The sequence below is a fragment of the Thalassococcus sp. genome (assembly GCF_982780845.1).
In genome coordinates, this window is the sequence record NZ_CEYADA010000001.1 from 410,397 (window position 1) to 437,117 (window position 26,721).

General features: G+C 59.0%; 29 protein-coding genes. 10 read left to right on the forward strand and 19 right to left on the reverse strand.

The annotated features are described in order from the left end of the window. Positions 1–7 precede the first annotated feature (7 nt). The 5 genes from AC4FIA_RS02090 to ilvD all read right to left on the reverse strand — a co-directional run bounded on the left by AC4FIA_RS02090 (position 8) and on the right by ilvD (position 4,679). Positions 8–925, reverse strand: a complete 918-nt coding sequence (locus AC4FIA_RS02090; RefSeq protein ID WP_490364513.1) for a DMT family transporter — start codon at positions 923–925, stop codon at positions 8–10. Between the two features lie 91 nt (positions 926–1,016). Then, entirely contained in the window at positions 1,017–1,394 is a 378-nt protein-coding gene (locus AC4FIA_RS02095) for a hypothetical protein (RefSeq protein WP_490364514.1), read from the reverse strand. Between the two features lie 12 nt (positions 1,395–1,406). Beyond that, on the reverse strand, positions 1,407–2,177 hold the full coding sequence (locus AC4FIA_RS02100; RefSeq protein WP_490364515.1) for a DUF6478 family protein: 771 nt from the start codon (positions 2,175–2,177) through the stop codon (positions 1,407–1,409). 110 nt (positions 2,178–2,287) lie between these two features. Beyond that, positions 2,288–2,923 carry a dihydroxy-acid dehydratase gene (locus tag AC4FIA_RS02105; protein ID WP_490364516.1) on the reverse strand — a complete coding sequence of 212 codons (636 nt, stop codon included), beginning with the start codon at positions 2,921–2,923 and terminating at the stop codon, positions 2,288–2,290. A gap of 22 nt (positions 2,924–2,945) precedes the next feature. After that, positions 2,946–4,679, reverse strand: a complete 1,734-nt coding sequence (ilvD, locus tag AC4FIA_RS02110; protein WP_490364517.1) for a dihydroxy-acid dehydratase — start codon at positions 4,677–4,679, stop codon at positions 2,946–2,948. 165 nt (positions 4,680–4,844) lie between these two features. Between ilvD and AC4FIA_RS02115 the strand changes: the two genes are divergently transcribed. From AC4FIA_RS02115 to AC4FIA_RS02135, 5 genes are all read left to right on the forward strand, one after another. After that, positions 4,845–5,735, forward strand: a complete 891-nt coding sequence (locus AC4FIA_RS02115) for a CPBP family intramembrane glutamic endopeptidase (protein WP_490364518.1) — start codon at positions 4,845–4,847, stop codon at positions 5,733–5,735. A gap of 59 nt (positions 5,736–5,794) precedes the next feature. After that, positions 5,795–6,721, forward strand: coding sequence for an acetyl-CoA carboxylase, carboxyltransferase subunit beta (gene accD, locus AC4FIA_RS02120; RefSeq protein WP_490364519.1), 927 nt, complete (start codon positions 5,795–5,797; stop codon positions 6,719–6,721). Beyond that, entirely contained in the window at positions 6,718–7,989 is a 1,272-nt protein-coding gene (locus AC4FIA_RS02125) for a bifunctional folylpolyglutamate synthase/dihydrofolate synthase (protein WP_490364520.1), read from the forward strand. Before accD ends, AC4FIA_RS02125 begins: the two co-directional genes overlap by 4 nt. 114 nt (positions 7,990–8,103) lie before the next feature. Beyond that, complete coding sequence (locus tag AC4FIA_RS02130; protein ID WP_490364521.1) at positions 8,104–8,679, forward strand: rhodanese-like domain-containing protein; 576 nt, start codon at positions 8,104–8,106, stop codon at positions 8,677–8,679. 11 nt (positions 8,680–8,690) lie between these two features. Further along, entirely contained in the window at positions 8,691–9,278 is a 588-nt protein-coding gene (locus tag AC4FIA_RS02135) for a LysM peptidoglycan-binding domain-containing protein (RefSeq protein ID WP_490364522.1), read from the forward strand. A 369-nt stretch (positions 9,279–9,647) separates the two neighbouring features. Here AC4FIA_RS02135 and zapE read toward each other — a convergent pair whose 3' ends face one another. Both zapE and AC4FIA_RS02145 read right to left on the reverse strand, forming a co-directional pair. Further along, positions 9,648–10,712 (reverse strand): cell division protein ZapE, encoded by a 1,065-nt coding sequence (gene zapE, locus AC4FIA_RS02140; RefSeq protein WP_490364523.1) that lies wholly within the window; start codon positions 10,710–10,712, stop codon positions 9,648–9,650. Then, on the reverse strand, positions 10,705–11,547 hold the full coding sequence (locus tag AC4FIA_RS02145) for a DUF6206 family protein (protein ID WP_490364524.1): 843 nt from the start codon (positions 11,545–11,547) through the stop codon (positions 10,705–10,707). The genes zapE and AC4FIA_RS02145 overlap by 8 nt, the downstream gene beginning before the upstream one ends. 118 nt (positions 11,548–11,665) lie before the next feature. Here AC4FIA_RS02145 and AC4FIA_RS02150 point away from each other — a divergent pair, with 118 nt between their 5' ends. Then, positions 11,666–12,148, forward strand: coding sequence for a HugZ family pyridoxamine 5'-phosphate oxidase (locus AC4FIA_RS02150; RefSeq protein ID WP_490364525.1), 483 nt, complete (start codon positions 11,666–11,668; stop codon positions 12,146–12,148). 6 nt (positions 12,149–12,154) lie between these two features. Here AC4FIA_RS02150 and AC4FIA_RS02155 read toward each other — a convergent pair whose 3' ends face one another. The 3 genes from AC4FIA_RS02155 to AC4FIA_RS02165 form a co-directional block, all read right to left on the reverse strand. Next, the gene (locus tag AC4FIA_RS02155) at positions 12,155–14,437 is read right to left on the reverse strand and encodes a right-handed parallel beta-helix repeat-containing protein (RefSeq protein ID WP_490364526.1); all 2,283 of its coding nucleotides are present in this window, start codon (positions 14,435–14,437) and stop codon (positions 12,155–12,157) included. Between the two features lie 119 nt (positions 14,438–14,556). Continuing rightward, on the reverse strand, positions 14,557–14,928 hold the full coding sequence (locus tag AC4FIA_RS02160; protein WP_490364527.1) for a DUF4864 domain-containing protein: 372 nt from the start codon (positions 14,926–14,928) through the stop codon (positions 14,557–14,559). Positions 14,929–15,113: 185 nt separating this feature from the next. Then, positions 15,114–16,691 (reverse strand): lysine--tRNA ligase, encoded by a 1,578-nt coding sequence (locus AC4FIA_RS02165; protein ID WP_490364528.1) that lies wholly within the window; start codon positions 16,689–16,691, stop codon positions 15,114–15,116. Between the two features lie 122 nt (positions 16,692–16,813). Here AC4FIA_RS02165 and AC4FIA_RS02170 point away from each other — a divergent pair, with 122 nt between their 5' ends. Both AC4FIA_RS02170 and AC4FIA_RS02175 read left to right on the forward strand, forming a co-directional pair. Next, complete coding sequence (locus AC4FIA_RS02170) at positions 16,814–17,239, forward strand: tellurite resistance TerB family protein (protein ID WP_490364529.1); 426 nt, start codon at positions 16,814–16,816, stop codon at positions 17,237–17,239. Positions 17,240–17,324: 85 nt separating this feature from the next. Next, complete coding sequence (locus tag AC4FIA_RS02175) at positions 17,325–18,563, forward strand: MFS transporter (RefSeq protein WP_490364530.1); 1,239 nt, start codon at positions 17,325–17,327, stop codon at positions 18,561–18,563. Between the two features lie 6 nt (positions 18,564–18,569). Here AC4FIA_RS02175 and AC4FIA_RS02180 read toward each other — a convergent pair whose 3' ends face one another. The 8 genes from AC4FIA_RS02180 to mbfA form a co-directional block, all read right to left on the reverse strand. Continuing rightward, positions 18,570–19,412: an alpha/beta fold hydrolase gene (locus AC4FIA_RS02180; RefSeq protein ID WP_490364531.1), complete on the reverse strand. Its 843-nt coding sequence runs from the start codon at positions 19,410–19,412 to the stop codon at positions 18,570–18,572. Positions 19,413–19,495: 83 nt separating this feature from the next. Further along, positions 19,496–20,410, reverse strand: a complete 915-nt coding sequence (locus AC4FIA_RS02185; protein WP_490364532.1) for an ornithine cyclodeaminase family protein — start codon at positions 20,408–20,410, stop codon at positions 19,496–19,498. Then, complete coding sequence (locus AC4FIA_RS02190) at positions 20,407–21,027, reverse strand: HAD family hydrolase (RefSeq protein ID WP_490364533.1); 621 nt, start codon at positions 21,025–21,027, stop codon at positions 20,407–20,409. The genes AC4FIA_RS02185 and AC4FIA_RS02190 overlap by 4 nt, the downstream gene beginning before the upstream one ends. A 3-nt stretch (positions 21,028–21,030) precedes the next feature. Further along, a complete protein-coding gene (locus AC4FIA_RS02195) occupies positions 21,031–21,486 on the reverse strand; it encodes a YaiI/YqxD family protein (RefSeq protein ID WP_490364534.1) in 456 nt (151 codons plus the stop codon). 7 nt (positions 21,487–21,493) lie between these two features. Beyond that, a complete protein-coding gene (fghA, locus tag AC4FIA_RS02200; protein WP_490364535.1) occupies positions 21,494–22,324 on the reverse strand; it encodes an S-formylglutathione hydrolase in 831 nt (276 codons plus the stop codon). 72 nt (positions 22,325–22,396) lie between these two features. Then, entirely contained in the window at positions 22,397–23,326 is a 930-nt protein-coding gene (locus tag AC4FIA_RS02205) for an AEC family transporter (protein WP_103909353.1), read from the reverse strand. A 47-nt stretch (positions 23,327–23,373) separates the two neighbouring features. Beyond that, positions 23,374–24,063: a nitroreductase family protein gene (locus AC4FIA_RS02210; protein WP_490364536.1), complete on the reverse strand. Its 690-nt coding sequence runs from the start codon at positions 24,061–24,063 to the stop codon at positions 23,374–23,376. 58 nt (positions 24,064–24,121) lie between these two features. After that, positions 24,122–25,096 carry an iron exporter MbfA gene (gene mbfA, locus AC4FIA_RS02215; RefSeq protein WP_490364537.1) on the reverse strand — a complete coding sequence of 325 codons (975 nt, stop codon included), beginning with the start codon at positions 25,094–25,096 and terminating at the stop codon, positions 24,122–24,124. 147 nt (positions 25,097–25,243) lie between these two features. On the opposite strand from mbfA, the gene AC4FIA_RS02220 reads away from it, so the two are divergent. After that, complete coding sequence (locus AC4FIA_RS02220) at positions 25,244–25,387, forward strand: hypothetical protein (RefSeq protein ID WP_160006752.1); 144 nt, start codon at positions 25,244–25,246, stop codon at positions 25,385–25,387. 73 nt (positions 25,388–25,460) lie between these two features. Continuing rightward, positions 25,461–26,081 carry a TetR/AcrR family transcriptional regulator gene (locus AC4FIA_RS02225; RefSeq protein ID WP_103909356.1) on the forward strand — a complete coding sequence of 207 codons (621 nt, stop codon included), beginning with the start codon at positions 25,461–25,463 and terminating at the stop codon, positions 26,079–26,081. Here the strand turns inward: AC4FIA_RS02225 and AC4FIA_RS02230 are convergent, their stop codons facing one another. Continuing rightward, positions 26,082–26,597, reverse strand: coding sequence for a GNAT family N-acetyltransferase (locus tag AC4FIA_RS02230; RefSeq protein ID WP_490364538.1), 516 nt, complete (start codon positions 26,595–26,597; stop codon positions 26,082–26,084). Between the last annotated feature and the right edge of the window lie 124 nt (positions 26,598–26,721).

Genomic DNA, 26,721 nt, shown 5'->3' on the forward strand with positions numbered 1-26,721 from the left:
TGGCGGGTCAGCCCTGTGGGGTCAGGCCCGCCTTTCGCGTTTGGCCACGCTTCAGGCCCAGTTTGCGTTCGCGCCAGATGATCAGAACGCCCGCCGCAATCACGACGCCCGACCCGACCAACGTGTAAACCGTCGGCACCTCGGCAAAGACGACATACCCCAAAACCACCGCAAACAGCATCGACGAATAGTCAAAAGGCGCGACCACGCCAGCCTCGGCATAGCGGTAGGCGGACGTCAGCAGGATTTGCGCAAAGCCGCCGATCAGGCCCGCCCCGATCAGCATCGCGGCCTCTTGTGCGGTGGGCATGACCCAACCGAAGGGCAGCGTGAACAGCGACAGGATCGATGCCGTCAGCGAGAAATAGAACACGATCGCGGATGTTTCCTCGCGCCCGGCCAGGCGGCGGATCTGGATTTGTGCCAATGCGCGGAACACAGAAGACAGCAGCACCACAACAACCCCGATCATCACGGCACGATCCAGATTGTCGACGGACAGTAGCGGCCACAGGATGATCAGAACGCCCACCAGACCAAAGGCAACCGCTCCAAGCCGGAAGGCCCGCACGCGTTCGCCCAACAGGAAGGCGGCGAAAACAACTGTCAGAAGAGGTGCGGCAAACCCGATGGCGGTCACCTCGGGCAGCGGCAACATGCCAAGGCCGGTAAAGGTAAACCCCATCGCCGTCACACCGATCAACCCGCGCCACAGATGGCCCATGGGGTTTTTCGTTTTCAGACCTGTCTTCAGGTCATGGCGCAGCAGCAGCCAAACAATGATCACCGGCATCGCAAACAGCGACCGGAAAAACACCGCCTGACCGGACGGGATGTGGTCTGACGTTGCTTTGACCAGCGCAGCCATCACTGTGAACAGCGCAACTGATCCGAGTTTAAGAAGAATTCCGCGCGTAGGAGACATAGGTTACCTGTAAATCCGCAGCGCCAACGTGATGTCAGATTGTCGCAGGGTCAATCCCAATGCAGTGCAATCACGCACTTACACCAGTGATTTACATGGTTTCCACGCAATGGCGCCGGAACGCACGTTTCAGCATGTCGAGTTCTTCGCGAAGCAAAGCCATTTCAACGCGGATATCATCCGCCAGAACATCCCCGCCCATCAGCGTGAAAGACCCCAGAACCTGCGACGTGCCTGTATCGTGCAGCAGGAAGGTGAATACACCATCGCCCACGGCAAAGTCCGGAACCGGTACATCGACCAGCCATTGGTTGGTTTCATCCGTTTCAATGACATTCACGCCATCGACCGCAATATCCAACACGGTGACCGAGATTTGCGGCGGCGGGCATTCCTTGCCCTCGCCCTGAAGGCTGCCCTGCCAGATGCCATCCTTGAACCGCAGCTTGGTCAACTTGTAGGTGCTCATCGCTGATGTCCTTTACAGCTCTGCTCGGGGGCGACGACTGAATGTCAGGTCGCGCAGGGTGACTTGGTTCATTTCGGGGCCTTCAAAAATCAGGTCCAACCACAGTTTCTCGACGCGCTTTTCGTTCAGCTTGGTATAGGCAAGGTCGAATTCGACCATGACTTCCTTTTCGTGCAGCGGCAATTCACGCACGACCTGTTCCACGTTTGGCCCGTGCTTGATGTTCAGACGCGCGAAAATTTCGATGGGTTTTTCCATCTCGAGGATGGTGTCGAGACGGATCAGGTGACGGCGCTTCAGGCCCTCGGCGGCCTCAGGCGGCAGGTCCAAAGCCAGCGACAGATAAGAACCGTCGAACCGGAACACGTCCAGACGCACGCCGAATGCTGCGAGGTCAGCTTCGCGCACGTTGCGGATCTGGCGCAGGGTGATCTCGGAGCGTGCACAGTCATGGAACATCGTCGCTTCGCGGCCCAGCATCGCCTTGCTTTCGACCGAGGCGATGCCCGGAGACGGCAAAGGGCCGGTCCATAATTCGGGTCGCCAAGACCAGTCCGCGTCATGGGGTTTCGGGAAGGATTGGTTACCAATGGCCGGCAAAGCCAGCCTCCCGTCTGCGTAGAAAATCAATTCGTCCAGATGACGTTTGATTTCACGCGCCTGCGCACGCTGTTTCCGCAAATCACGCAGATCGGCAACGGTGGCCTCTTTTGCCAGTTTGGCCCAGCGCCGGACGGACCGTTTGGTCAAAATCCGGCTAAGAAATCCGATATCTTCGGCCATACGTCAGGTCGATCTCTCTGGGCCGGAAATCCGGCAATTGTTCACAAAAACGGGTTAACGCACATCGTTAAGTTTACGCGCGTTAGCTTACGGGCAAGTACGAGTCGCGATCAAGAGCTTGATTCGTCGGATTTTTCACGACTTGCGTTTTTGATCGCTTCTACGACCGTTTCCAGAAAGTCCGCGCCGTCGCTACCGGCAAGATGACTTCCTTCTGGAAGGTACATAGCCAAGCTTACAAGGTGTTCGGCCTGAATAAACGCCGCGCGCCAATAGCGGTCTTCGCCATCGGAAATCAGGGCTTTTCCACCGCCAGCCAGTTGCACAAAGACGCTGCCATCACGTGTTTCGGACTGTTGCAGGGTGCCACCCGCCAAAGCTGCAATTGTTTCCGCACTGGGAACAGTTGCTTCGTCCTCACGCGGGCCGACTGTGACAGTGACAAGCAACGCCGGAACCCGCGGGCCGGTCGCGCCGTCCGACAGGATGTTGCAACTGGCAATCATGGCAAAGCCGCTGTTGCCACGCTTTTCGACCGTAACAGGATCTACGCAATAGCCGCGCGGGCCTTGGACAACGACATCGCCACGCGCCAAAGCTGTCCACACCATCGGCGCACCAGCGGCACGGGCCTGACTTTGCGCATCGTTCTGAGGGGAAGACAGGGCAGCCAGAAACCCGGGCGCACCGCCGCCGGTTCCTGTGGTGCTATCGCAGGCCGCAAGACCCGCGATAGCCAGTATCATAAGCGCTTTGCGCAGCACTGGATCACAGATCCATGTAGATGTGCTTTTCTTCCTTGGCGCCCGGATGCGTGACCGCGCCCTTGTAGGTTTCGCCAACCAGCTGCGCGTACTTCCAAAGAGCACCGGACGAATAGATCGTCTCTTTCGGGCCCTTCCAGCTTTCCTTACGCTTGGCCAGTTCCTCGTCAGACAGCGCCACGCTGATTTCACCCTTGATCGCATCGATGGTGATCACGTCGCCATCTTGCAGCAGGGCAATCGGACCGCAGTGCGCAGTTTCGGGGCCAACGTGACCCACGCAGAAACCACGGGTCGCGCCCGAGAAACGGCCGTCTGTGATCAGCGCCACTTTCTTACCCATGCCCTGACCGGACAGGGCCGCTGTGGTCGCCAGCATTTCGCGCATACCCGGGCCGCCTGCGGGGCCTTCGTTGCGGATGACCAGAACTTCGCCTTCTTTGTACTGGCGCGCTTTAACCGCTTCGAACGCGTCTTCTTCGCATTCAAACACACGTGCCGGACCGGTAAAGACCTGCTCTTCCTGCGACATGCCCGCGACCTTTACGATCGCGCCTTGCGGGGCAAGGTTGCCCTTCAGGCCGACAACGCCGCCTGTCGGTGTGATCGGCTTGTCGATCGGGTAGATGACCTTGCCGTCCGCTTCGCGTTCGATCTTGTCCAGCTCTTCGCCGATGGAATAGCCCGACGCGGTGATGCAGTCTTCGTGGATCAAACCGGCTTTGCGCAGTTCTTTCATCACAACCGGAACGCCGCCTGCCTCATAAAGGTCTTTCGCGACATAGTTGCCGCCCGGCTTCAGGTCGACAAAGTACGGCGTGTCGCGGAAGATTTCGCAGACGTCATCAAGGAAGAAGTCGATGCCTGCTTCGTGCGCGATGGCAGGCAGGTGCAGACCGGCGTTGGTCGAACCACCGGTACAGGCCACAACGCGCGCCGCGTTCTGCAGCGATTCCAGCGTGACGACGTCACGGGCGCGGATGTTTTTCTCAAGCAGGTTCATAACCGCCAGACCGGACGCAGTCGCGTACTGGTCGCGGCTTTCATACGGCGCGGGCGCACCGGACGAGTTCATCAGCGCAAGGCCGATCGCCTCGGACACACAGGCCATGGTGTTCGCTGTGAACTGACCACCACAGGCACCAGCGGACGGACACGCCACGCGCTCCAGCGCGGAAAGCTCTTCGTCCGAGTTCTGGCCCGCCTGGTGACGGCCAACGGCCTCGAACACGTCCTGAACGGTCACGTCCTTGCCCTTGAACCGGCCCGGCATGATCGAACCGCCGTAGATGAAGACGGACGGCACGTTCAGACGCACCATCGCCATCATCATACCCGGCAGGGATTTGTCACAGCCAGCCAGACCGACAATCGCGTCATAGCAGTGGCCGCGCATTGTCAGTTCAACGGTGTCGGCAATCGCTTCGCGCGATGCCAGCGACGAACGCATGCCTTCGTGGCCCATCGCGATACCGTCGGTCACGGTGATCGTGGTGAATTCGCGCGGCGTGCCGGAACCTTCTTTGACGCCCAGCTTAACAGCCTGCGCCTGACGGTTCAGCGAGATGTTACAAGGCGCTGCTTCGTTCCAGCAGGTTGCAACACCAATCAGCGGCTGGTGGATTTCATCTTCGCTCATGCCCATCGCGTAATAGTACGAACGGTGCGGCGCGCGGGCCGGACCCTCGGTTACGTGACGGCTGGGCAGTTTCGTCTTATCGAAGGGGCGCTTTAGCATGGTATCCTCCCGCTGGAGCGTGAACTTTCGCACCGGAATACAAAAGCGACCCTAGGTTCACAAGCGTGATGGTGCAGATCAAACGGCCCGTTGATCGGTTTTCCACGGTTTATCGCCCTTGACCCGCCATTGACGCAGGCTGGCAAACCGTCATTTATGCTGCGCATGTTCAAATCATACGCCCCTTACGAAGTGTTGGCCGCGCCCGGTCGGGAGAAACCCGAAATCTGGCGACTGGTTGTTGGTATCGTCCTGTGCCTGATCGTCATGATTGCGGGCCAAGGTATCCTGATTGCGATCTATGGCTTTGCGCTTGGTAGTCATGGAGAGGCCATGTTGCAGATGGGGCTGCTGGACACCCCCGGCGCGATGATCGCCGCCTTGCTGGGGATTGCCTGCTTTATTCCCGGCGTGATGCTGGCGCTGCGCTGGCTGCACAAACGGCGGTTCTGGGGTACTATCGGCGATCCGGTCCGCACCCTGAAACTCGGCGCGCGCGTTGCGGCCTATGCGGCTGCTATCCAGTTGTTGCTGATGCTGCCCGCTGTGCTTTTTGCCGAAGAAGCGCTGATCCTGAACACACCGCCGATGCTGTGGCTGGTTCTTCTGCCGATTGGCGCGTTGGTGGTTCTGCTTCAGACCTCGGCCGAGGAAATCTTTTTCCGCGGCTATATCCAAAGCCAGATGGCCGCCCGTTTTCAAAGCCCGATCATCTGGATGGGCATCCCCGCAATCATCTTTGCCATCGGCCACTATGCGGCCGTCATGTACGGAGATAACGCAGCGATGGTTGCCATTTGGGCGGGTCTGTTCGGCCTTCTTGCCGCCGACCTGACGGCACGCACAGGTTCGCTTGGTCCTGCGATGGGGTTGCACTTTATGAACAACGCGCTGGTGATCCTGTTCGTGTCCATGGATGGCCCGATGTCCGGCCTGTCGCTTTACGTGCTTCCGTTCAGCGCACAGGACGCCGAAGAGGTTGCCAAGGTGATGCCATTGGACTTTGTCGCCCTCGGGGTAAGCTGGCTGGCCGCGCGGGTCGCTGTGCGCGCGTGATTGCAATTCAGGCGTCGCAGGCTTAAGTGACGCCACGACACTGACGAACGGGGCACCCGATGAACTGGATCAGCAACTACGTCCGCCCACGGATCAATTCGATCTTTTCGCGCCGCGAAACGCCGGACAACCTTTGGACCAAGTGCGACGAGTGCGGAACCATGTTGTTCCACCGCGAACTGTCGGACAATCTGAACGTCTGCAGTAACTGTAACCACCACATGGGCATCACGCCCCGTGCGCGGTTCCAGGCGCTGTTTGATGGCGGTGTGTTTGTCGAAGTGGACGTCCCCGAACCCGTCGCTGACCCGCTGCATTTCCGCGATCAGAAGAAATACCCTGACCGCATGAAATCCGCGCAAAAGAACACCGGCGAAAAAGAGGCAATGTTGGTCGCGACCGGCGAAATCGGTCGCACGCCGATCGTTGCCGCCGCGCAGGACTTTTCGTTCATGGGCGGGTCCATGGGCATGTATGTCGGCAACGCGATCATCGCCGCTGCGGAAGAGGCCGTGAAACTGGGCCGTCCGCTGGTTCTGTTTTCTGCCGCTGGTGGCGCGCGTATGCAGGAAGGCATCCTGTCGCTGATGCAGATGCCGCGCACGACCGTTGCGATCCAGATGCTGCGCGAAGCGAACCTTCCCTACATCGTTGTCCTGACACACCCGACCACAGGTGGTGTGACCGCGTCTTACGCGATGCTGGGCGACATCCAGATTGCCGAACCCAACGCACTGATCTGCTTCGCGGGCCCCCGCGTCATCGAACAGACCATCCGTGAAAAGCTGCCCGAAGGCTTCCAGCGTGCGGAGTATCTGCTGGATCACGGCATGCTGGACCGCGTGACCGACCGTCGTGAAATGCGCAAGGAACTGATCACGGTTCTGCGCATGCTGATGGACATGCCGCCGCCGGTCTGGGGCGATCTGCCTGCACCGACCGACACGCCGGAGCTTCCGGCGCCTGACGAAGCTGCCAAAAAATGACGACAGGTTCGGACGCCATCCTTGAACGGATGATGGCGCTGCACCCCAAGGTCATTGATCTGACTTTGGATCGCGTCTGGACGCTGCTTGAAAAGCTGGGCCATCCCGAACGCCAGTTGCCGCCGGTCATTCATTTGGCAGGCACCAACGGCAAGGGATCGACCCAAGCGATGATCCGCGCGGGTCTTGAGGCCGAGGGAAAGCGCGTGCACGCCTATACCTCGCCCCACTTGGCGCGGTTTCACGAACGTATCCGTTTGGCGGGCGAGTTGATCAGCGAAGAGCATCTGACCGAGGTGCTGGACGAATGCTATGTCACCAACGGCCCTGACCCGATCACCTATTTCGAAATCACGACCTGCGCCGCGCTTCTGGCCTTTGCCCGCACACCTGCGGACTATGTGCTTTTGGAAACCGGTCTGGGCGGGCGGCTGGACGCCACCAACGTGGTTGAAACACCCGCGCTGACGATCCTGACGCCGATTTCGATGGATCACGAACAGTTTCTTGGCAACACCATCGCCAAGATCGCGGGCGAAAAGGCGGGCATCATCAAACGCGGCGTGCCCTGCGTTGTCGGCCCGCAGCCCGATGAAGCGCTTGAGGTGATCGAGGCCACTGCCGCGCGCCTTGGTGCGCCTGTGATTGCGCAAGGCCAGCACTGGCATGTCTGGGAAGAACGCGAACGCCTGATCTATCAGGACGAAACCGGCCTTCTGGACCTGCCTCTGCCGGTTCTGCCCGGTCGCCACCAGTACGAAAACGCAGGCGCGGCGCTGGCCGCTTTGCGCCACCTTGGTTTTGGCGAGGCCGCGTTCGAAGGCGCGATGACCAATGCCCAGTGGCCCGCACGCATGCAACGCCTGCGCACCGGTCCGCTGGTTGAGGCCGCTCCTCAAGTGGAACTGTGGCTGGATGGCGGTCACAACCCCGCTGCGGGCATTGCGCTGGCCGACCACCTTGGTCGTTTGCCGAAACGCCCCACCCATCTGATCTGCGGGATGCTGAACACCAAGGATGCCAGCGGCTACATGATGCCCTTGGCCAAGGTCGCCGACAGCCTGACAGGCGTGTCGATCCCAGGTGAGGCAAACACCCTGAGCGCCGAGGATACCGCCCGTTTTGCGTCCGATGCCGGCATGCCCGCCACCATCGCAGACAGCGTGCTGGACGCGCTGCAAACGATCACCGCGCAGGACCCACATTCAAGGGTGCTCATATGTGGGTCTTTGTATCTGGCGGGCGCGATCCTGCGCGAGAACGGGTAAATCGCCCTCAAGCCTTGAAAAAACGCCATTATATTGACGAAATGGCGTTTTCACCCCTATATATGGCGTAACAAAAAGTACCGCGCCTGTATTGCGGATTTCGAGGACGAGTAGATGCGGAATTTTCTCTGCCTGATGGCCGCGATGGCCTTCTTGCCAAGCGTGCCTGCGCTGGCGCAGGACAGCGCCATCACCCCCGATCTGCCCCGTTTTGAAACGAACCTGTCCGGTCTTGCTGTGTCGATCACACGGTCCGGTCCGAACTGCCCGCCCGCCTGTGTGGAACCACTCTACATCATGGACGGGGTCGAAACGGTTGCGGAACTGGATGTGATCGAATTTCTGGATGTAACCGCCAGCAACGGCACCGGCCTGTTGGTGGATACCCGCGCGCAAACCGATTTTGCCAAAGCGACCCTGCCCGGCGCCGTCAGCGTGCCAGCGGCGACTGTTTCGCCGGAAAACCCCTATCGTGGCGATCTGTTGGCGGCGCTTGGGTTTAGCGGCCAAGGCGGATCGGCCAGCACATACACGCTGTTGGTGTTCGATCAGAACGCTGCTTCGCCTGAAGCGGCGCAAGCGGTTCGCGATCTGGTCCAGGCAGGCTACCCTGCCGACAAAATCCTGTACTATCGGGCCGGCCTTGACGGCTGGACGGCGCTGGGGCTTTCGACCCAGCCCGGAACATAGGGGGCCTGCAGATGATCCGCGCCGCGCTTTACTTCATCGGATTTGTCGCCGTCACTGCTGCGTTGATCTTCCTTCAACCAGCGGCCAAAACGTTTGACGATGCACCGGTTCAGGCCGTGACCCGTAACGAACCGGACCTGACCGCGATCACACCCGCATTTGACGCAAGCGGCGAACGTCGGATCGTGGCCGAGATGGTGGATGCCACAGAAGACGCGCAGATCGCCGTCGATCTGCCAGATGTCGAACCGGTTTTGACAACGCGCCAGCCCATGCCGCCCACCGCAGACCCCAGCGACATGCGTGCGCTGACATGGGACACCGTTGCACGTCTGAACGCCGCCACAGGCCGTGACGCGCCCGCAGGCCGCCCCGGCAGCCTGCTGCATACGATCATCAAACGGTCGGTCGCGGACGCAGGCAAAGGCGGCACCGTGCAGCGCTATGTGGTCAAGCCCGGCGACAGCCTGATCAGCATCGCGCAAGAGGTGTATGGCGACGCGAATATGACCGGTCCGCTGTACGCCGCGAACCAGTCTTTGCTGTCCGGACCGAACGATTTGAAGGCCGGACAGACGCTTATTCTGCCAAATCGCTGAGGTCTGAGTGCCACTATATGTGGCTTATCAATGGCTTGTTAGTTAATTGCCTTGACGGCAATACTAAATATTGACGGCGAATCGCATTAGTCGCTATGATTCGCTGGAAAGGTGTCAGGAATTACAACGCGTACACCTTCGAACGGGGACGAGCATGACCAGAAGACTGCCTTCATACCAAGGCTTCTTGCCTGATTGTACTTACGCACCCGTTCCGTTTTCCGCTCTTACCTTTGCGTATTCCGGCCAATCCCGATTTGGCCGGTCTGCGGACGATCAAGACTTTCCTCAATAAAACGACAGGCACGTCAGAAACTATCAAGAGCAGCAAACTTCAGGGGTCCTTCGGGACCCCTTTTTCTTTGGCGCTCAGGCGTCGTTGCCCCATGTTTCGGACTGCATTTCGCGCAGACGGCTGGCGGTGCGTTCAAATTCGAACGCGCCGGTGCCTTCAAGGTACAGAAACTCGGGCTCGGCTGCGGCTGTGACGATCAGTTTGGTGCCTGCCTCGTACAGCGCGTCGATCAGAGTCACAAAGCGTTTCGCTTCGTTGAAGTTATTGCGCCCCAGTTGCGGCACGTTTTCAAGGATCAGAACCCGCACCGTTTCGGCCAGCTTCAGATAATCCGCAGGGCCAAGCGGCTTGCCGCAAAGATCAAAGAACGACACGCGCGCGACACCGTTGGCAAAACGCGGCAGTTCAACCTCGCGTCCCTTCACGGTCAGGGTCAGCGCGCCTTCCTTGCCACCTGACAAGTCCTGCCAGATCGATTCAATCGCCGCACGGGATGCTTCGTTGGCAGGCGAGAAATAGCTTTGCGCACCTTGCAGGCGATCCTGCCGGTAGTCCTTGGCCGACACCAGTTCATGCACGACCATTTGTTCCTTCAGAAGCGCGATAAAAGGCAGGAACAACTGCCGGTTCAGGCCGTCTTTGTACAGATCGTCAGGGATGCGGTTGGATGTCGTCACCACAACGCAGCCCGCCGCGAAAAGCTGTTCGAACAGTCGGCCCACGATCATCGCGTCGGCGATATCGGTGATCTGCATTTCATCGAAGGCCAGCACCTTGACCGCGTCAGACACCGCCTTGGCCACCGGTTTGATCGGGTCCTCGGTGCCCTTTTCGCGTTCGGCATGAACGCCAGACTGGATTTCCTGCATGAAGGCATGGAAATGCACGCGACGCGCAGGCACATCCAGCGTTTCCACGAACATATCCATCAGCATGGATTTCCCGCGCCCGACTCCACCCCACAGATACAGCCCCTTGGGCGGTGGCGGGGCCTTGCGGAAAAAGCCGCGTTTGACGGGTTGGTTCAGTTCATCGCGGATACGGTCGAACTGCGGGATCGCCGCAAGTTGCACGTCATCCTGCATCAGCGCGCCGCTTGCGACCCGCTCTGCGTAAACCTCGGCCATCGACTTAGACATTGGGTTCGCCCTGCAGCCCAAGGATCTTGCGGAAGGTCGTCCAATAGCCCGGAAGGCGCGGCGGTTCGTTCAGTTCGACCAGCGCCACTTCCTGCCAGCGGGGCATCCGGCGGGCGACGAAATCGCGGCCCCAATCCAGATAAGCCTCGGCATCGTCAGGGCGCAAACGGCAAGCAGAGCCCACCAAGCCAACCAGCGTTTCCGGCGCGGAGTACCATTCGTCCTGAATGCCTGTGACTTTCTTTTGCAGGAACGGCCCCACAATCCGCATCAGGCGCTTTTCTGAAAACAGCAGCAACATTCGACCCATTTCTTCACGCGTGTAATGGATCAACGGCGGAAATGTATCAAAGAATACCGCTTTGCCGTCGATGATCGCGAAATTTCGGATCGACGGGTGGAACCCGATGCGCGTGTCGAACTGGTCGGCATTGTTCCAGAAGGTCGCGATAACGTCGCCCGCAGCCTCCATCATGGCAAGCGTTTCAGCCTGCGTTCCCGTCTGCATCAGCGGCCGCATCAGCGACGGGATGGGCAGCGCCTCTTGCACGATCACGGGAATGCGCGCGCCGTCGATGTCGAGCAGGTGAAACTCGGTCTCGGGCAACGGTACACCGGCCTTCAGCAGTGCCGCGACATAGTCGTCGTGGCATACCTTCAGACGGTCAAGGGCCGCTGGGTCAGACAACCCGCGATAGACCTTGATCACGCGGTCCGCCAAGGGGCCGCTTTTGGGCTGGAACGGGGTGCAGAAATAGCCAAGCTTGGAAATCGGCTTGCCGCGTGCATCGCTGTCGGCACGGATCACATCGCGCAGCGCATCAAGATCGGTCATGGGCACCCTCGTTGAAAACTTGTGCCCCGTTTACCGCGAAGCCCAAGGGGGTGCCATACCCCTAAGCCCTATTGCGCGGATGCTGGACCATGCACGCCACGGCACCTAAGATCAGCGCATGGAAAAGAACCCGATCAACCCCACCGATGACGACGCCCGCGCACTGGCCCGCAATCTGATCGGCGCGGCCCGTTTCGGCGCGTTGGGGGTGATCGATCCGGACACAGGCAGCCCCATGGTCAGCCGCGTCGCCGTGGTGCCGGATCAGGCAGGTCTGCCTATGTCACTGGTGTCGGACCTGTCGCACCACACCAAAGCGCTCAAGGCTGATCCGCGTTGTTCGCTGCTGTTGGGCGAACCGGGGGATAAGGGCGATCCCCTGACCCATCCGCGCATCACGCTGATGGCCACGGCCCAGTTCATCCGTCACGGTGATCCTGAACACGAAAAGCTGGCGGCGCAATTCCTGCACCACCAGCCCAAAGCCAAGCTTTATATCGGGTTCGCCGACTTCCAGATCCTGCGCTACGATATCAGCGCGGCGCATTTGAACGGCGGGTTTGGCAAGGCCTTTGTGCTGACGCCCGACGACCTTGCCTAAACGCCCTTAATCCATCCGGATCAGCGCGTTGATATCGCCCAGAACTGGTTCCGGGAAAATCACATGCACCTGATTGTCTGCAGCACCCTGCAGGGTCGAGGTATAGGGCATGAACCACTCACTGACATTCGCCACGTTCCGCAGACGCGAACGAAAGACAAGGCTGTCCACCTCGGTCGCATAGCCATCAAACGGCAGTTCGTTGCCCGTATCCAGAACCCACGTATCCGCATGGCTGTTCTGGTCATGGCTAACCAAAAGCGGGTTTTGCGACGCGTATTCGATGTTGTGGAACGTGTTGTTCGAAAAGCTCAGGCGCTTCATTCGATTCAAGTCCAACGGCGCATAACTGTCATCGACGCGTTCGACCCGATCAATCTTGCCTCCTGATGACCGGAAGGTATTGCCGGACACGTTCATGCCATTCACGAAATGCCCGCTACCGAACGGTTTGACCACGATATAGCTGAACCACGGCGCGACGTTCGAACACAGGAACACGTTGTCCGTGATCGACAGGCCCGCAAAGCCAAAGCCAGCCACATAGTCCGGCTCGGGTTCCCGTTCGTTCGTCCATTCCACAAAACAGTTGTCGATGTAGTTGCCGGAAATCTGCGTGTTGCACGCCCGCAGCGCGACGACGATGCCCGCGGAACGGATACCATCCGCCTGCTCGTCCCCTTGGAAAAAATGGTTGCCCGAAATCAGACCCTGAGCCCCCGACATCACAAGGAAGTGGCGAAACTGCGAGGCACGACAATCGCGGATTTTCACGTCATTGCCGTTGGTATTGATCGCAACCGACTGGCGGTTCTGCGTCAGCTCGCCACCTTCGTGGCTGATGAACTGGCAGTGCTCGACCAGCATACCCTGACAGCCTTCACCATGGCTGGAAATGCCGCGATGGGCGGGGCGGTTGAAGACACAGTTACGGATGTGCATGACCGTGCCGCTCGGGGCCAGCAGAACGCCGTTCGCCACCGTGCTGCACTGAAGTTCGATGTCATGCAGCTGGAACACGTCCAGACGGTTGAACCCCGAGAAATCCAGCATGTATTTGTAACGCGTGAACGTATAACTCTGCGTTCCCACCGCATCGGACAGGGGCTGGGACAGGGTGATTTGCTGCGCTGATTCATCCTTGGACTTCACATAGATTTCGCGCCCGACACCGGCCCCTTCGACCAGCGAGCCCACCGCGATATTCGCGATGTTGGTCACCCCCGTCAGTCGCGTCTGGTTCGCCGCAGAGTAGGTCGCGATCGAGGTCACCACATCAGGATCCCACGCCGCGCCTGAATTGGCCTGCAACTGGCCATTCCGGATCACACGACGCTGGGCAAAACTGTCACGGTTGGGCACCGCCGCCTGCACGTCCAGCGGGCCGGACAGCGCCACACGACGCCCGCACATATCCAGACTTTCATGATCCGAGTTGTTCATCAGCGCCTGAATGGCCTTTTTCAGACCGGTTTCTTCATCGCCGAACGCATCGATATAGGCGGGCAGATTGTAGCTTTTGGTCAGCGACAGGATCGCCGTGCTGGGCATCGTCACGGTGCCCTCAAACTCGGCCCGATTGTCCAGCGTCACGCTTGATCCAAGGAAATAGGTGCCCTTCGACACCAGAACCGTGCGCCCGTCAGCGGCGGCATCTGCGGCCTCGAACGCGGCGGCATCGTCGGTGATCCCGTCACCCACCGCACCGAAATCGCGCACATCGACCCAGTTCATCATGGTGCGCAGGAATACACTGGTGACATCCTCGATCTCGATGTCGTCAACGCGCACAATGCCACCGGTCGGACCGGTCAGATCAATGCCGAAATGGCCGTAAACCGGTTGCGGTCCCCAAACCATATCAACGCCGGAACGATGGCCTGCACCCACGATGGCCGACACCTCGACCACCTCGCCATAGCTGGTCAGCGGCTTGGCCGGCCCCACCTGCACAACGGACACCACATTGGCCCCGTTTGCATCGCCAGCCCAAGCCGCGATCTGCACGTTGGGCAGATTGCCCGCGATCGCCTTCACCCGCGCCGTCACACGCAGATAGCAGCCGGGCAGCATTGGCGTCTGACCCATGTAACGCAGCTTTTGGGTTGCGGTCAGCTTGATGATCTCCAGCGCGCCGCCGAAGTCCTGATCTGCGGGCACAAAGGACGCGCCAACCACGTTTGCGTAGGTATCCGATCCCGGAGTGCCGTCGCCGCTCGACCAGACACCCAGACCCGCCGAATACGGGGTCGGCATCAGCACCACGCCATCTGTAACCGCCTTGTTCATGTCATCCCTTTCCTATGCGCTTTGCACGGCCCAAAACGGGGCCATTCGCGAAAGGGTGTCTCAGGTTTTCGGTTAAAGCGGCTTTGGACCTACGTGACGGTCCCCGTTGCGCACAGGCCTCAGGCGGCCACATCCGGCGCAGGGATCAACTGTACGCCCGCAATGCGCCACTGTCCGCCAATGTCTTCCATCGCATAGTCCAGCACATGCAGACGGCCTTCCTGATCTGTGACGATCACTTGCTGCCACAGCGTGCCATCAATGGTGCGTAACGGACCAAACCGCACTCCAGCCGGACGCCAGACCATAGGATACCCGCGACGCACCATCATTCCGAAGTTGTCCGAGTTCCGGAAAATCATCTGGATGTTCGGGGCCGCAAAACCGAACGCGGTGTCGAAATCATCGGCCTCAAAGGCGGTCATCTGATCACGAATGACACTTTCAATCTCGGGATCCGGCAACATCTCGGCCCGCACGAGCGTGGTCATAGCAAACAGTGCCGGTATCAAAAAGGCCAAGATGCGCATGCCGAAATCCTCTGCGTGGTTCCAGTATGCCTGAGATATCTAGCGTGGCGCGGAGTTTGGGCAAATCTGGCAGAACACATCCCGCCCTTCAAAAAAGAAAAAGGCGGGGTCGCCCCCGCCTTCAGCATTCCATTTGTCGGACCAAATCAGCCCAGCTCGCCGTTCAGGCCCTTTTCGATCAGGGCAACGGTTTCCTGCACGCCGTAAAGCGCGACAAAGCCACCGAAACGCGGGCCTTGGGACGCACCCAACAGCACTTCGTACAGCGTTTTGAACCAGTCGCGCAGCGGATCGAACTCGTGGTCCTTACCGACCGCAAAGACAAGGCTTTGCAGCGTTTCGTCATCGGTCGCACCGTCATGCGCGGCCAGACGATCCGCCAGATCACGCAGCGCTGCGGCCTCTTTTTCAGTCGGGGCGCGATATGTTTTGCCCGGCTTCACAAAGTCTTCGTAGTACTTGATCGCAAAGCCAGCCGCCTGATCCAGATCAGGGTTCGCTTCGGGTGAGGCCTCGGGCGCATAGCGGTTGATAAAGCCCCAGAGCGTTTCCTTGTCCTCGGCACCCGATACGGACGCAAGGTTCAGCAACATCGAAAACGGCACGACCATTTTGGATTCGGGCACGTCACCTGCGTGAATGTGCCAGACAGGGTTGTTGGCCTGCTGCTCAGGCGTCTGCCCCGGGAAGGCGCGCAGTTGCTGGTGGTATTCGTCCACCGCCTTGGGGATCACATCCCACCACAGACGCTTGGCTGTCTTGGGCTTCTGATACATGAAGTACGACAGCGATTCAGATGCCGCATAGGTCAGCCATTCGTCGATCGACAGGCCATTGCCCTTGGACTTCGAAATCTTCTCGCCCTTGTCATCAAGGAACAGTTCATAGGTGAAATGCTCGGGCTTCTTGCCGCCAAGGATTTCACAGATGCGGTCATAGATCGGCGTGTTGGTGGAATGGTCTTTGCCGTACATTTCGAAATCGACATCCAGCGCCGCCCAACGCGCGCCAAAGTCAGGCTTCCACTGAAGTTTGACATTGCCGCCAGTGACAGGAAGCGTCCATTCCTTACCGTCTTCGTCGTCAAAGGTGATCAGACCGTCCTTCGCGTCAACGTTCTTGATCGGAACGTACAGAACGCGGCCGGTTTCTGGATGGATCGGCAGGAAGATCGAATAGGTCTGCGCCCGTTCATCCCGCAGCGATTTCAGCATCACGGCCATGACATCATCATAGCGTTCGCAAGCACGCAAAAGCACCTCGTCGAACTGGCCGGATTTGTAGAATTCGGTCGCCGAGTAGAATTCGTAGTCAAAGCCGAAGGTGTCCAAGAACCGCTTCAGCATCGCGTTGTTGTGGCCGCCAAAGCTGTCGTGCGTGCCGAACGGATCGGGCACGGATGTCAGCGGCTTTTGCAGATGTTCGTGCAGCATCTCTTGCTGTGGCACGTTTTCAGGCACCTTCCGCATGCCGTCCATATCGTCCGAAAAACAGATCAGACGGGTCGGAATGTCGGAAATCACTTCGAACGCGCGACGAATCATCGTTGTGCGCGCGACCTCGCCAAAGGTGCCGATGTGCGGCAAACCCGACGGGCCATAGCCCGTTTCAAACAGAACGTGGTCCTTGGGTGTCTTCGACGATTCCACCCGTTTAAGCACCCGACGTGCCTCTTCAAAAGGCCAAGCCTTTGACTTCATGGCAGCGTCACGGAATGCGGACATCGGTTTTCTCCTGTTTGCGCGGCAGGCCGCCGCACGGGGTTTCAGCGTGCGCTACCTATTGCGGCAACGGTGCAGCGTCAATATTTTGCAATTGCAGAACACCGAATGAAAGCAAGTGACGCATGTCTGACAATATCGAACACCCGCTAAGCCCCCAGGATTGTCTGGTCGCAATCATGATCGCGATTTCCGCATCGGATGAAAACATCCGAACAGCCGAGCTGGTCAAAATCCAAAGCGCCGTAAACACGCTTCCGGTCTTTGAAGACTACGACAGCGACCGGACCAAGCTGGTGTCACAAACCGTGTTCGATTTGTTCGATCAGGAAGACGGGCTTGATGCCCTGTTCGGCCTTATCCGTGACAACCTGCCGGAACGCCTGTTCGAAACTGCCTATGCGCTAGCCTGCGATGTCGCGGCGGCGGACGGGTCACTGGCCGAAACCGAGCTGCGCCTGCTGGAAGAAATGCGATATGAGCTGAACATCGACCGCCTACACGCAGCAGCCATCGAACGCGGCGCGCGCGCACGTCACCTGCGTATGTGATCTTTTGCAACGCCACTCTTTCCGTTTGGATGATTGACCTTCCCGGTTCTGACGCGCAGTGTCGCGCCGTTCCGGGAGGGTTCTCATGTCGAAATCTCAAAGTATCTTCACGCCTGTTCTGATCGCAGGCGCACTGATCATTCTGGTGTCTTTCGCCATTCGCGCCAGCTTCGGCGTGTTCCAGATCCCGATTTCCGAAGAATTCAACTGGCCCCGCGCCGAATTTTCGCTGGCCATCGCCATCCAAAACCTTGCTTGGGGTATCGGCCAGCCGCTGTTCGCGGCCTTTGCCGAACGGTTTGGCGACCGCAAGGCGATCTTCCTTGGCGCAATTTTCTATGCGGTGGGTCTTGTCCTGTCGTCCTTCGCCGTCTCGCCCGGCGCCATCCAGCTTCTTGAGGTGATGGTGGGCTTCGGTGTCGCGGGTACCGGTTTCGGCGTCATCCTCGCGGTTGTTGGCCGTGCCTCGACCGATGCGAACCGATCGATGTCCCTTGCCATCGCGACAGCAGCAGGCAGCGGTGGGCAGGTCATCGGCGCACCCATTGCGGAATGGATGCTAGGCTTCATGAACTGGAGCGAGGTCTTCCTGATCTTCGCCGCTGCGATCCTGTTGGTGCTTTTGTCCCTGCCGATGATGCGCGCACCGGTTCAACCCAAGGCTGAGGTTGATGAAAGCCTGCGCAAAATCCTTGGCACCGCGCTGCGTGATCCGTCCTACGCGATGATCTTTATCGGCTTCTTTTCCTGCGGCTATCAGCTGGGCTTTATCACGGCCCACTTCCCCGCCTTCGTCACCGAAATGTGCGGCCCGATCCAACCGGGCGGCGTGCTTCATACACTTGGGATCACCACGACCTCGACCCTTGGTGCGGTTGCGATTTCCATGATCGGTCTGGTCAACATCGGCGGCACACTTTTGGCGGGCTGGGCTGGCAACCGCTACAGCAAGAAATACCTTCTGGCAGGCATCTACCTGACACGCACCATCGCGGCGGGCCTGTTCATCATGATGCCGATCACCCCGACGACAGTCATCGTCTTCTCGGTTGTCATGGGTGCCACATGGCTGGCGACCGTGCCTCTGACTGCGGGTCTGGTCGGTTACATCTTTGGCCTGCGCTTCATGGGCACGCTTTACGGCATCGTGTTCCTGTCCCACCAAATCGGCAGCTTTATTGGTGTTTGGCTGGGCGGTCGTCTGTACGACATCTACGGCGATTACACGCTGGTCTGGTGGGTTGGCGTGGGCGTTGGCCTTCTGTCGGCAATCATCCACCTGCCCATCCGCGAAAGCCGTTCGCCCGCGTTGGCGCAGGCGTAAGCCAGACTATTCGTCAGACACATCAAGCAGGGTGGCCAGCACTTCGGCCACCTCTGCGGAATGCGTGTAGGGCACGCCGTGCCCCGCACCATCAATCACCTCATGGACCGCATCGCGGTGCCACTGTGCCAACTGTCCTAGCGCTTCAATCGGGATCGTCTGATCGTCCCGCGCCCAGATCGCATAGACGGGCAAAGGAAGCTTGGCCAAAGCCTTGAACAGCTTCGGTCCAGGTTTGCGCAGCGACCCGCGCAGGCTGGATAGAACCGCCCGCAGAAATCCACGCCGGTGCAATTCGCCCTGCTGTTGGTCGATTATATCGCCCACCTCAGGATGCTTCGCGCGTTCGGCCTCAGTCGCCTTAAAGAACGCGTTCGGGAACACCATGTGGAACAGCCAATCGCCCACAAAAGGCCAGTTCATAGCCCAAGCGATCACCGGATGAAAATTGATCAGCATCCCCGCAGGGGCCAGTAGCACCAATTGGCGCAACCGGTCCGGATGGGCCACGGCAAAACGCGACGCGATCACACCACCCATCGAATAGCCCAGCAGAGTGATGTCATCTTTGATCTCAAGATGATCCAGCAGTTCTTCAAGCTGATCGGTAAAAAATTCGGGCGTCTGTGCACGACGGGACCGATCCGAAAACCCACGTCCGTAAAGGTCATAGACCAGCACCCGAAACCCGAGGTCGCCCAACATCGGCGCGAGCCTGTCCCAAACGAAAGACGGCGTCGTCAGACCATGCACACAGACCAAAACAGGTCCACGCACACGCCCGAGCCAGCGGTAATGCGTTGTGCCGGATTTCAGCTTGGCAAACGATCCCGGCGCAGATTTCCGCATTCGCCGCCCTACGGGCTTGCGCCACCTATCCCTAAAAAACGGGATTAGCGCGATGCCGATCAATATGACCCAGATCCAACCTGTCATGTGCTGTTCCAGCAATCCAGAATGTAGCGGCTGGTCATCAAATCCAGATGCGCCCCGCCGCCGTTTTTGAACAACGTGATGTCATCATCCGTGCGTTTGAACGAGGCCAGATCGTAGTAATCCGCCAGCACATCGCCCCGCGTGATCACGCCCTCGGACAGAGGAATTTTCAGCTCACCGATATGATCAATCGTCGTGTCGAAGCTGTCGACGAAGATACGGGCCCGCTTCAATGCAACATCATCCGCCTCTCGCATATCCGGACGATAGGCCCCGATCAGATCGACGTGCTGTCCCGGACGCAGCCAGTCACCACGCAACACCGGCTGGGTCGTCATGGTGGCGCAGCAAACAATATCCGCCTGCCCCACGGCCGTCTCCAAGTCGGTCGCTACCGAAACATTGCCAAACCGCGCTGCGGTCTCTTCAGCGCGCGATGTTGTGCGGTTCCAGATCGTGAACTGCGCATCTGGGAAGCCCGCGCCGTAAGCCTCGATCAGTGACGCCGCGACTGTGCCCGCACCAACGATCAGGATGTTCCGGCTGTCCGGCCGTGCCAACCGCCGCGCGGCCAACAGGCTGTCGCCGGCGGTCTTCCACTTGGTCACCAGATGGAAATCGATCAGCGCCTGCATCGTGCCATCCTGATCGCTCATGACACAAACCGCGCCGTTCACCCCCGGCAGGCCGAGCGCATTGTTCCCCGGAAAGATCGTCGCCGCTTTGGTTGCGATCCCCAGACCATCGATCCATGCCGCGCGACTAAGCAATGTGTCGTCGCCACGATACAGGAAGCTGTCCGACACTTCGGCCTTAGGCAGGTCATGCCCCGCCGCTAGCGCATCGGTCAGTGCGATCCAGTCCAGTCGCGCCTCGCCTTCCGCAAAGGGGATCACAGTAGGCCCACTCATTGCGCCTGCTCCTCGGTCAGCAAACCATCCTCGACCAACCGCTTGGCAAAGCCTTCTGGCCCGTCAAACAAATGCCCCTGCCAGCCCCGCGCCACTGCCGCCGCGATGTTTTCGTGGCGGTCATCTGCGAACAAAAGCGCTTCGGGCGGAACCCCGCAATCTGCTTCCACGGCGGCGTAAATCTCGGCATCCGGCTTTGCCATCCCCATGTAGCCCGAAATATAGCGGCGATCGAATTCCGACAGAAACGGGTACACAGGCTCGGCCAGTTCAAACGTGCCGATCCCGAAATTCGACAGGGCAAAGACAGGTACGCCGTTCCCTTTCAGCGCCCGCAGAATACGCACGGAATGCGGAATGTCGGGGCCGGCAATATCAAGCCAACGATCATGCCACATCATGACCTCATCGTGCCAATCGGGGTGCTTGGCCGCGCAGTCGGCAATGGTGGTTTGAAAGTGCCCGCCCCGATCCACAAGGTCGTTGGCGTAATGCAGGTCCACGCTGGCAAACAGGTCTTTGCGGCGGGCCTCTCCGATCTCGGCATCAAAGAACCGCTCGGGCAGCCATTCGATCAGAACGTTGCCGATATCAAAAACCACGGCCCTAGGCGTCATCCGTCAAACTCCTTTAAGCGCGGCCCGCATTTCCCGTTCCAGCGCATCCAGAAACCGCGACCTGTCGGCCTTGGTAAACCCGCGCCCACCGCCCTGTCGAAACGGGTCAGCGGCGCGCAGATCAGCCATCAGATCACGGGTGGCCAGCGCCTGACCCACATTCACCTGTGTCAGCGCCTCGCCATTGTGTTTCAGAACCCGCGCACCAGCAGCGACGCATTTCGCAGCCAAAGGGATATCGCCGGTCACAACAACATCCCCCGCACCACACCGGTCCGCGATCCACATGTCGGCGACGTCGGGGCCTTCTGGAACGATAACATGTTCGACCAAAGGGTTGCGCGACGGGCGCAACCCACCGTTCGATACCACTTTCATCGGCACCTTATGACGGGTCGCGACACGCTCGGCCTCTTCCTTGACCGGACAGGCATCCGCATCGATGAACAGGGTGGTCATACTGGCCTCAGGTATACAGCGCCTCGGCGTGGAAGGTGACGTGATCTTCCATGAACGACGAGATGAAGAAATAGCTGTGGTCATAGCCTTTCTGCATCCGGAACAGACCCTCCTGACGGCGCGCCATCATGGCATGTGCCAGCGCCTCGGGGCGCAGCAGATCAAGGAAGTTGTCCGAGGCGCCCTGATCAATCAGGACAGGCCCATCAAAGCCCACTTCTTTCATCTGCAACGACGCATCGTGCTTGGCCCACTGGCCTTTGTCTTCGCCCAGATAGGCACCCAGCTGTTTCTTGCCCCAGTCGCTGGCCATCGGGTTCGCGATCGGCGCGAACGCAGACACGGATGCAAAGCGATCCGGATGCGCCATGGCGATGGTCAGCGCACCGTGGCCTCCCATCGAATGGCCGGTGATCGACTGGCGATCCATATCCAGTTCGAAATTCCGCCCCAGCAGAGACGGCAGTTCGTCGGCGATATAGCTCCACATTTTGAAGTTCGGGGCCCACGGATTTTCGGTCGCGTCCACATAAAAACCCGCGCCCTTACCCAGATCATAGGCCTCGTCATCGGCGACGCCTTCGCCGCGCGGGCTTGTGTCGGGGAAAACAATCGCGATGCCCTGCTCGGCGCACCACTGTTGGGCTGCGGCCTTGGTCATTGCGTTTTCGTGGGTGCAGGTCAGACCCGACAGATACCACAGAAGGGGCACAGGGCCGCTCTTGGCGTCTTCCGGCAGGAACAGGCCAAAGGTCATGTCACATCCACAGACCTCGGACGCGTGGGTGTACACACCCTGCACACCATCAAATGACTTGTTTTCGGATACCGTTTCCATTGCCCTAATCCCCTCGAATTGCAGTTACCAACTGGCTAACGAACGGGGGCCGATGCAGCAACCTTTTTCCCGTCAGTAGGCGGTGACCCACGCGATGACAGCAGACACCGTAAAGATGCTGAGCGCGGTCGAAATCAGGATGGATGCAGACACCCGTTGCGGGGCGACGCCATAGTGCTGCGCCAGAATGAATACGTTCCCCGCCACAGGCAAAGCCGCAGCCGACACAACAACCGCGGCCAGATAGGGATCGACCGGAAAGAACAGATAAGCCCCCGCCGCAACAAACAGCGGATGCAGCACCAGCTTACAGAAACTCAGCCAACCCGCGATTTCGATCCGTTCTGCCGATTTGCTGGCCAGTGACGCGCCGATGGCAAACAACGCACCCGGCGTCGCGGCAGCGCCAAGGATCGACAGGAATTCATTTGCAGGCACCGGAATAGGCAGGCTTAGACCCGATACAATCAGGCCCAACGTGATCGACACGATCATCGGGTTTTTCAACAAACCCACGCCCACGGTGCGAAAAATCTTGGGGCTCATGCTGCCTTCGCGGGAGCCGACCACAAGGATCACCAGCATCGACGAGAAGACGATCAGATCAATTGCCAGCACAAGGATGATCGGGCCAATCGCTTCTTGCCCCAAAAGAAGCGCCAGCATCGGAACGCCAAGAAATCCGGTGTTCCCGATGGCCGCGCATTGCGCCTCGATCGCAGCGATTTCCACCGACGCACCGCGCCAGAACGCCACCGCCATCGCCACACCATAGGCAAAGGCCGTGCCCCACAGATAGGCCGCCGCCAAACGCGGATTGAAGATTTCTGCCATCGACAGGTTTGCCGAAAACCTGAACAACATTGCCGACAGGGCAAAGTAGAAAACAAACTTCGTCAGATAGGCAGTCGCCTCTTCGGTAAAGAACCGCGTGCGTCCTGCGCCATAGCCCAGACCGATCAGGGCAAAAAACGGAAGCGTTTTCAGGAAAATCTCAAACATGTGATTGTGTTAGCATGACGCAAGGATAGGTCAATCTGCCTTCTGCCCTAAAAGATCGACATAACTCGCTCTAGCGGTTTCTTTCGCTTCGCCGCTGCCGGAACAGTTGCGTCGTCTGCCGGATAGCCTACCGGCAGGATCATGACCGCCTTTTCCCGTTCAGGGCGCCCGCACATTTCGGGCAGGAACTTCATCGGATTGGGCGTGTGTTCTAAACACACAAGCCCCGCGTGATGCAGTGCCGCAATCAGAAACCCTGTCGCGATCCCCACGCTTTCCGGCACGTAGTAGTTCTTATACCGCTCACCATCGTCATTCACGCCCCAGCGTTCGGCAAAGACCACGATCAACCACGGTGCGGTCGTCAGATGCGGTTTGTCCACGCCCGTCCCGATGGGTTCCAATGCAGAAAGCCATTCGTCACTGGCGCCGCCGCCATAGAACTTGCGCTCTTCTTCTTCCGCCGCTTCACGGATGCGCGCCTTCATATCGGGGTTCCGGATGGCCGCGAAATGCCAAGGCTGGTGGTTGGCCCCCGACGGCGCACTGACCGCAGCCTCGATACAGGCGCGAATAACTTCTTCGGGAACATCCCTGTCAGAATATTCGCGCACCGAATGGCGTTTACGCATGTAATCGCGAAATGCGGTCGCGGCCGCGATGGCATCGGCCTCGTCCAATTGCACACGATCCGGCAGCGGCAGAGCCTGATACGTCACTTCGCCTTTTTTATACATTGCGGGCCTCCCAATTCCTCAGAAGGCATTTGTTCCCCGCAATTCAGGTGCCGTCAACCTAGCCTGAGCCGATCAACACGCCTGCCGCGAAGACAAGCGCGCCACCCAGAACCACCTGGAATGCCGCACGGAAGAACGGTGTTTCCATGTATTTGTTCTGGATCCACGCAATGGCCCAAAGCTCGACAAACACCACGACAAAGGCGGTCAGCGTCGCTGTCCAGAAATGCGGGATCAGATAGGGCAACGCATGCCCCAACCCGCCAACGGTCGTCATAACGCCGGATGAAATCCCCCGTTTGAACGGCGATCCACGTCCCGAAAGCTGCCCGTCATCTGATGCGGCTTCGGTAAAGCCCATCGAAATACCCGCACCCACAGACGCGGCCAGACCGACTAGAAACGTGGTCCATGTATCCTGTGTGGCAAAGGCCGTCGCAAAGATCGGCGCCAGCGTCGAAACCGATCCGTCCATCAACCCTGCCAGACCGGGCTGGACCCACGTCAAAACAAACTGCCGCTTGGCGGTTTCCTTTTCCGTGTCCAGCTGTTCCTCGCCCAGATTGGCTTCGGTCAGATGTTCAGCCTTGTCCTGGTGCCCAGCCTCTGCAGCAGCCAGATCGCCCAACAGCTTCCGTGTCGCCGCATCCGTACTGCTTTGCGCGGCAGCCAGATAGAACCGTTCGGCATCACGTTCCATCAACGCCGCTTCTTCGCGGATGCGTTCGAGACCAAGGTTTTCAACCAACCAAACAGGGCGTCGCGCATAATAGCCCGCCACATGTTCACGGCGGATCAGGGGGATCACCTCGCCAAATCGTTCGCGATGCAGCTCGATCAACCGGCGACGGTGATCGTCTTCTTCCTCGGCCATGCCGTCAAAAATCTTGGCGGTGTCGGGAAAGTCGGGACGAAGCCGTTCCGCATAGCTGCGATAGATGCGCCCGTCATCCTCTTCGGAGGAAATCGCAAGAGCGATGATTTCCTGTTCACTCAGATCTTTGAAATGCCGCCGCTGTGCGAAAAAGCGCATACCGAGCCCCCAGCTTAGATTACTTTGACCGTATGATTTTTAAATTTGCCCGCAAGTCAAAAAAATGAACTGATCAGTTCAGAATCGTGTTGAAACTAAACTGATCAGTTCATATTAGTAAACCATACAGTTTAGAAAGGAATCGATATGATCCGCCCCGCACTGACCGCCATCATGCTTTTCGCCCTTACTGCGCCGGCCTATGCCAACTTCCCGTCCCCGATCCCCTCGGATATCTGGTGGCCGCAGGACGGCGCGCCCGTCGTGACGCAAGATAAAGGCGGCATTTGACCGACTTTCCCCCGTTCTGCTTGTCCCATCTGAACCGAACAGTTTATACTGAAGGTCCGGTAAGGGGATGAACATGGACGGCACAGAGCCTCAGGCCCGCAAGGGTCGCAAATACGATCAGGTTATCGCAGGTGCCCTTGAAATCTTCCTTCGGGACGGCTTTGAGGGTGCAAGCGTCGATGACATCGCCAAAGCGTCTGGCGTGTCCAAGGCCACGCTATACAGCTACTTCCCCGACAAACGCTTTCTGTTCATGGAAGTTGCGACATCGCAATGCCTGCGCCAGGCCGATGACGCGATCCTGACGATCGACCAGTCGCGCGACCCTGAATACGTGCTGACCCGCGCGGGTGTCAGCCTTCTAGGCATCCTGTTCTCGAAACTCGGCCTGCAAACCTTCCGCGTCTGCGTGGGCGAGGCTGAACGCTTTCCCGAACTCGCCCATGAATTCTACCGCACCGGCCCGATGCGCCTGCGTGGTGAGTTGATCAAGTACTTCGTTAAGGCGATGGCCCGCGAAGAACTGGTTATTCCCAACTGCGAACTGGCCGCCGATCAGTTCGGTGAACTGTGCAAAGCGCGGCTTTGGCCCGAATTCCTGTTCGGCATCCGCAACAGCGCAACCGATGCTGAAATCCGCGATGTTGTGGACGAAGCGGTTAAGACATTCCTTGCCCGCTACGCGGCCAAGTAATCACAGCATCTTGTACATGACATAGGCATCGACCAGCCCATGTTCGGGGTGGTCGAACGCCTTTGGCAAAGTGCCGACCACGTCAAAGCCAGCCCGCTTCCAGATATCCACCGCCCGCGTGTTCGTGGACACCACGAAATTGAACTGCATGGCGTAGAAGCCCATCGATTTCGCGGTCTCTAACGCATGGGCCAGCATCATGCGGGCAATCCCTTTGCCACGCGCGGCGGGGCCGGTGACAAAGCCGCAGTTGCACACATGCCGCCCGCCACCTTTCTGGTTGGGCGTCACATAGTAGGTGCCCAGAACCTTCCCGTCGTCCTCGACCATGAACACAGTACGCGGTGCGCCGGTCCAATAGGTCAGCGCCTCTTCGCGGCTGATATCGGCGTCGATGGTGTATGTGTCGCCCGCGCGAAACGTCGGCTCTAACAAAGCCCAAAGCGCGTCTGCTTCGGCCTGATCGCCAAAAAGAAAGGGGCGGATGGTGACCGCCCCTTGGGATTGCTCTGTCATAGCACTGGCCCTGTCATGCGGTGTTACCAAAAGGCGTAGCTTTCGGTGACCCCGCCCGCAAGGGCGCTTGGCTCAAAACTCCACGACGGCGCGGATTGATTTGCCTTCGTGCATGAGATCGAAG

What these genes read in the sequence shown, in the direction of transcription:
- AC4FIA_RS02090 (WP_490364513.1), bottom strand. Translation starts at nt 925, where the DNA reads ATGTCTCCTACGCGCGGAATTCTTCTTAAACTCGGATCAGTTGCGCTG.
- AC4FIA_RS02095 (WP_490364514.1), bottom strand. Translation starts at nt 1,394, where the DNA reads ATGAGCACCTACAAGTTGACCAAGCTGCGGTTCAAGGATGGCATCTGG.
- AC4FIA_RS02100 (WP_490364515.1), bottom strand. Translation starts at nt 2,177, where the DNA reads ATGGCCGAAGATATCGGATTTCTTAGCCGGATTTTGACCAAACGGTCC.
- AC4FIA_RS02105 (WP_490364516.1), bottom strand. Translation starts at nt 2,923, where the DNA reads ATGATACTGGCTATCGCGGGTCTTGCGGCCTGCGATAGCACCACAGGA.
- ilvD (WP_490364517.1), bottom strand. Translation starts at nt 4,679, where the DNA reads ATGCTAAAGCGCCCCTTCGATAAGACGAAACTGCCCAGCCGTCACGTA.
- AC4FIA_RS02115 (WP_490364518.1), top strand. Translation starts at nt 4,845, where the DNA reads ATGTTCAAATCATACGCCCCTTACGAAGTGTTGGCCGCGCCCGGTCGG.
- accD (WP_490364519.1), top strand. Translation starts at nt 5,795, where the DNA reads ATGAACTGGATCAGCAACTACGTCCGCCCACGGATCAATTCGATCTTT.
- AC4FIA_RS02125 (WP_490364520.1), top strand. Translation starts at nt 6,718, where the DNA reads ATGACGACAGGTTCGGACGCCATCCTTGAACGGATGATGGCGCTGCAC.
- AC4FIA_RS02130 (WP_490364521.1), top strand. Translation starts at nt 8,104, where the DNA reads ATGCGGAATTTTCTCTGCCTGATGGCCGCGATGGCCTTCTTGCCAAGC.
- AC4FIA_RS02135 (WP_490364522.1), top strand. Translation starts at nt 8,691, where the DNA reads ATGATCCGCGCCGCGCTTTACTTCATCGGATTTGTCGCCGTCACTGCT.
- zapE (WP_490364523.1), bottom strand. Translation starts at nt 10,712, where the DNA reads ATGTCTAAGTCGATGGCCGAGGTTTACGCAGAGCGGGTCGCAAGCGGC.
- AC4FIA_RS02145 (WP_490364524.1), bottom strand. Translation starts at nt 11,547, where the DNA reads ATGACCGATCTTGATGCGCTGCGCGATGTGATCCGTGCCGACAGCGAT.
- AC4FIA_RS02150 (WP_490364525.1), top strand. Translation starts at nt 11,666, where the DNA reads ATGGAAAAGAACCCGATCAACCCCACCGATGACGACGCCCGCGCACTG.
- AC4FIA_RS02155 (WP_490364526.1), bottom strand. Translation starts at nt 14,437, where the DNA reads ATGAACAAGGCGGTTACAGATGGCGTGGTGCTGATGCCGACCCCGTAT.
- AC4FIA_RS02160 (WP_490364527.1), bottom strand. Translation starts at nt 14,928, where the DNA reads ATGACCACGCTCGTGCGGGCCGAGATGTTGCCGGATCCCGAGATTGAA.
- AC4FIA_RS02165 (WP_490364528.1), bottom strand. Translation starts at nt 16,691, where the DNA reads ATGTCCGCATTCCGTGACGCTGCCATGAAGTCAAAGGCTTGGCCTTTT.
- AC4FIA_RS02170 (WP_490364529.1), top strand. Translation starts at nt 16,814, where the DNA reads ATGTCTGACAATATCGAACACCCGCTAAGCCCCCAGGATTGTCTGGTC.
- AC4FIA_RS02175 (WP_490364530.1), top strand. Translation starts at nt 17,325, where the DNA reads ATGTCGAAATCTCAAAGTATCTTCACGCCTGTTCTGATCGCAGGCGCA.
- AC4FIA_RS02180 (WP_490364531.1), bottom strand. Translation starts at nt 19,412, where the DNA reads ATGCGGAAATCTGCGCCGGGATCGTTTGCCAAGCTGAAATCCGGCACA.
- AC4FIA_RS02185 (WP_490364532.1), bottom strand. Translation starts at nt 20,410, where the DNA reads ATGAGTGGGCCTACTGTGATCCCCTTTGCGGAAGGCGAGGCGCGACTG.
- AC4FIA_RS02190 (WP_490364533.1), bottom strand. Translation starts at nt 21,027, where the DNA reads ATGACGCCTAGGGCCGTGGTTTTTGATATCGGCAACGTTCTGATCGAA.
- AC4FIA_RS02195 (WP_490364534.1), bottom strand. Translation starts at nt 21,486, where the DNA reads ATGACCACCCTGTTCATCGATGCGGATGCCTGTCCGGTCAAGGAAGAG.
- fghA (WP_490364535.1), bottom strand. Translation starts at nt 22,324, where the DNA reads ATGGAAACGGTATCCGAAAACAAGTCATTTGATGGTGTGCAGGGTGTG.
- AC4FIA_RS02205 (WP_103909353.1), bottom strand. Translation starts at nt 23,326, where the DNA reads ATGTTTGAGATTTTCCTGAAAACGCTTCCGTTTTTTGCCCTGATCGGT.
- AC4FIA_RS02210 (WP_490364536.1), bottom strand. Translation starts at nt 24,063, where the DNA reads ATGTATAAAAAAGGCGAAGTGACGTATCAGGCTCTGCCGCTGCCGGAT.
- mbfA (WP_490364537.1), bottom strand. Translation starts at nt 25,096, where the DNA reads ATGCGCTTTTTCGCACAGCGGCGGCATTTCAAAGATCTGAGTGAACAG.
- AC4FIA_RS02220 (WP_160006752.1), top strand. Translation starts at nt 25,244, where the DNA reads ATGATCCGCCCCGCACTGACCGCCATCATGCTTTTCGCCCTTACTGCG.
- AC4FIA_RS02225 (WP_103909356.1), top strand. Translation starts at nt 25,461, where the DNA reads ATGGACGGCACAGAGCCTCAGGCCCGCAAGGGTCGCAAATACGATCAG.
- AC4FIA_RS02230 (WP_490364538.1), bottom strand. Translation starts at nt 26,597, where the DNA reads ATGACAGAGCAATCCCAAGGGGCGGTCACCATCCGCCCCTTTCTTTTT.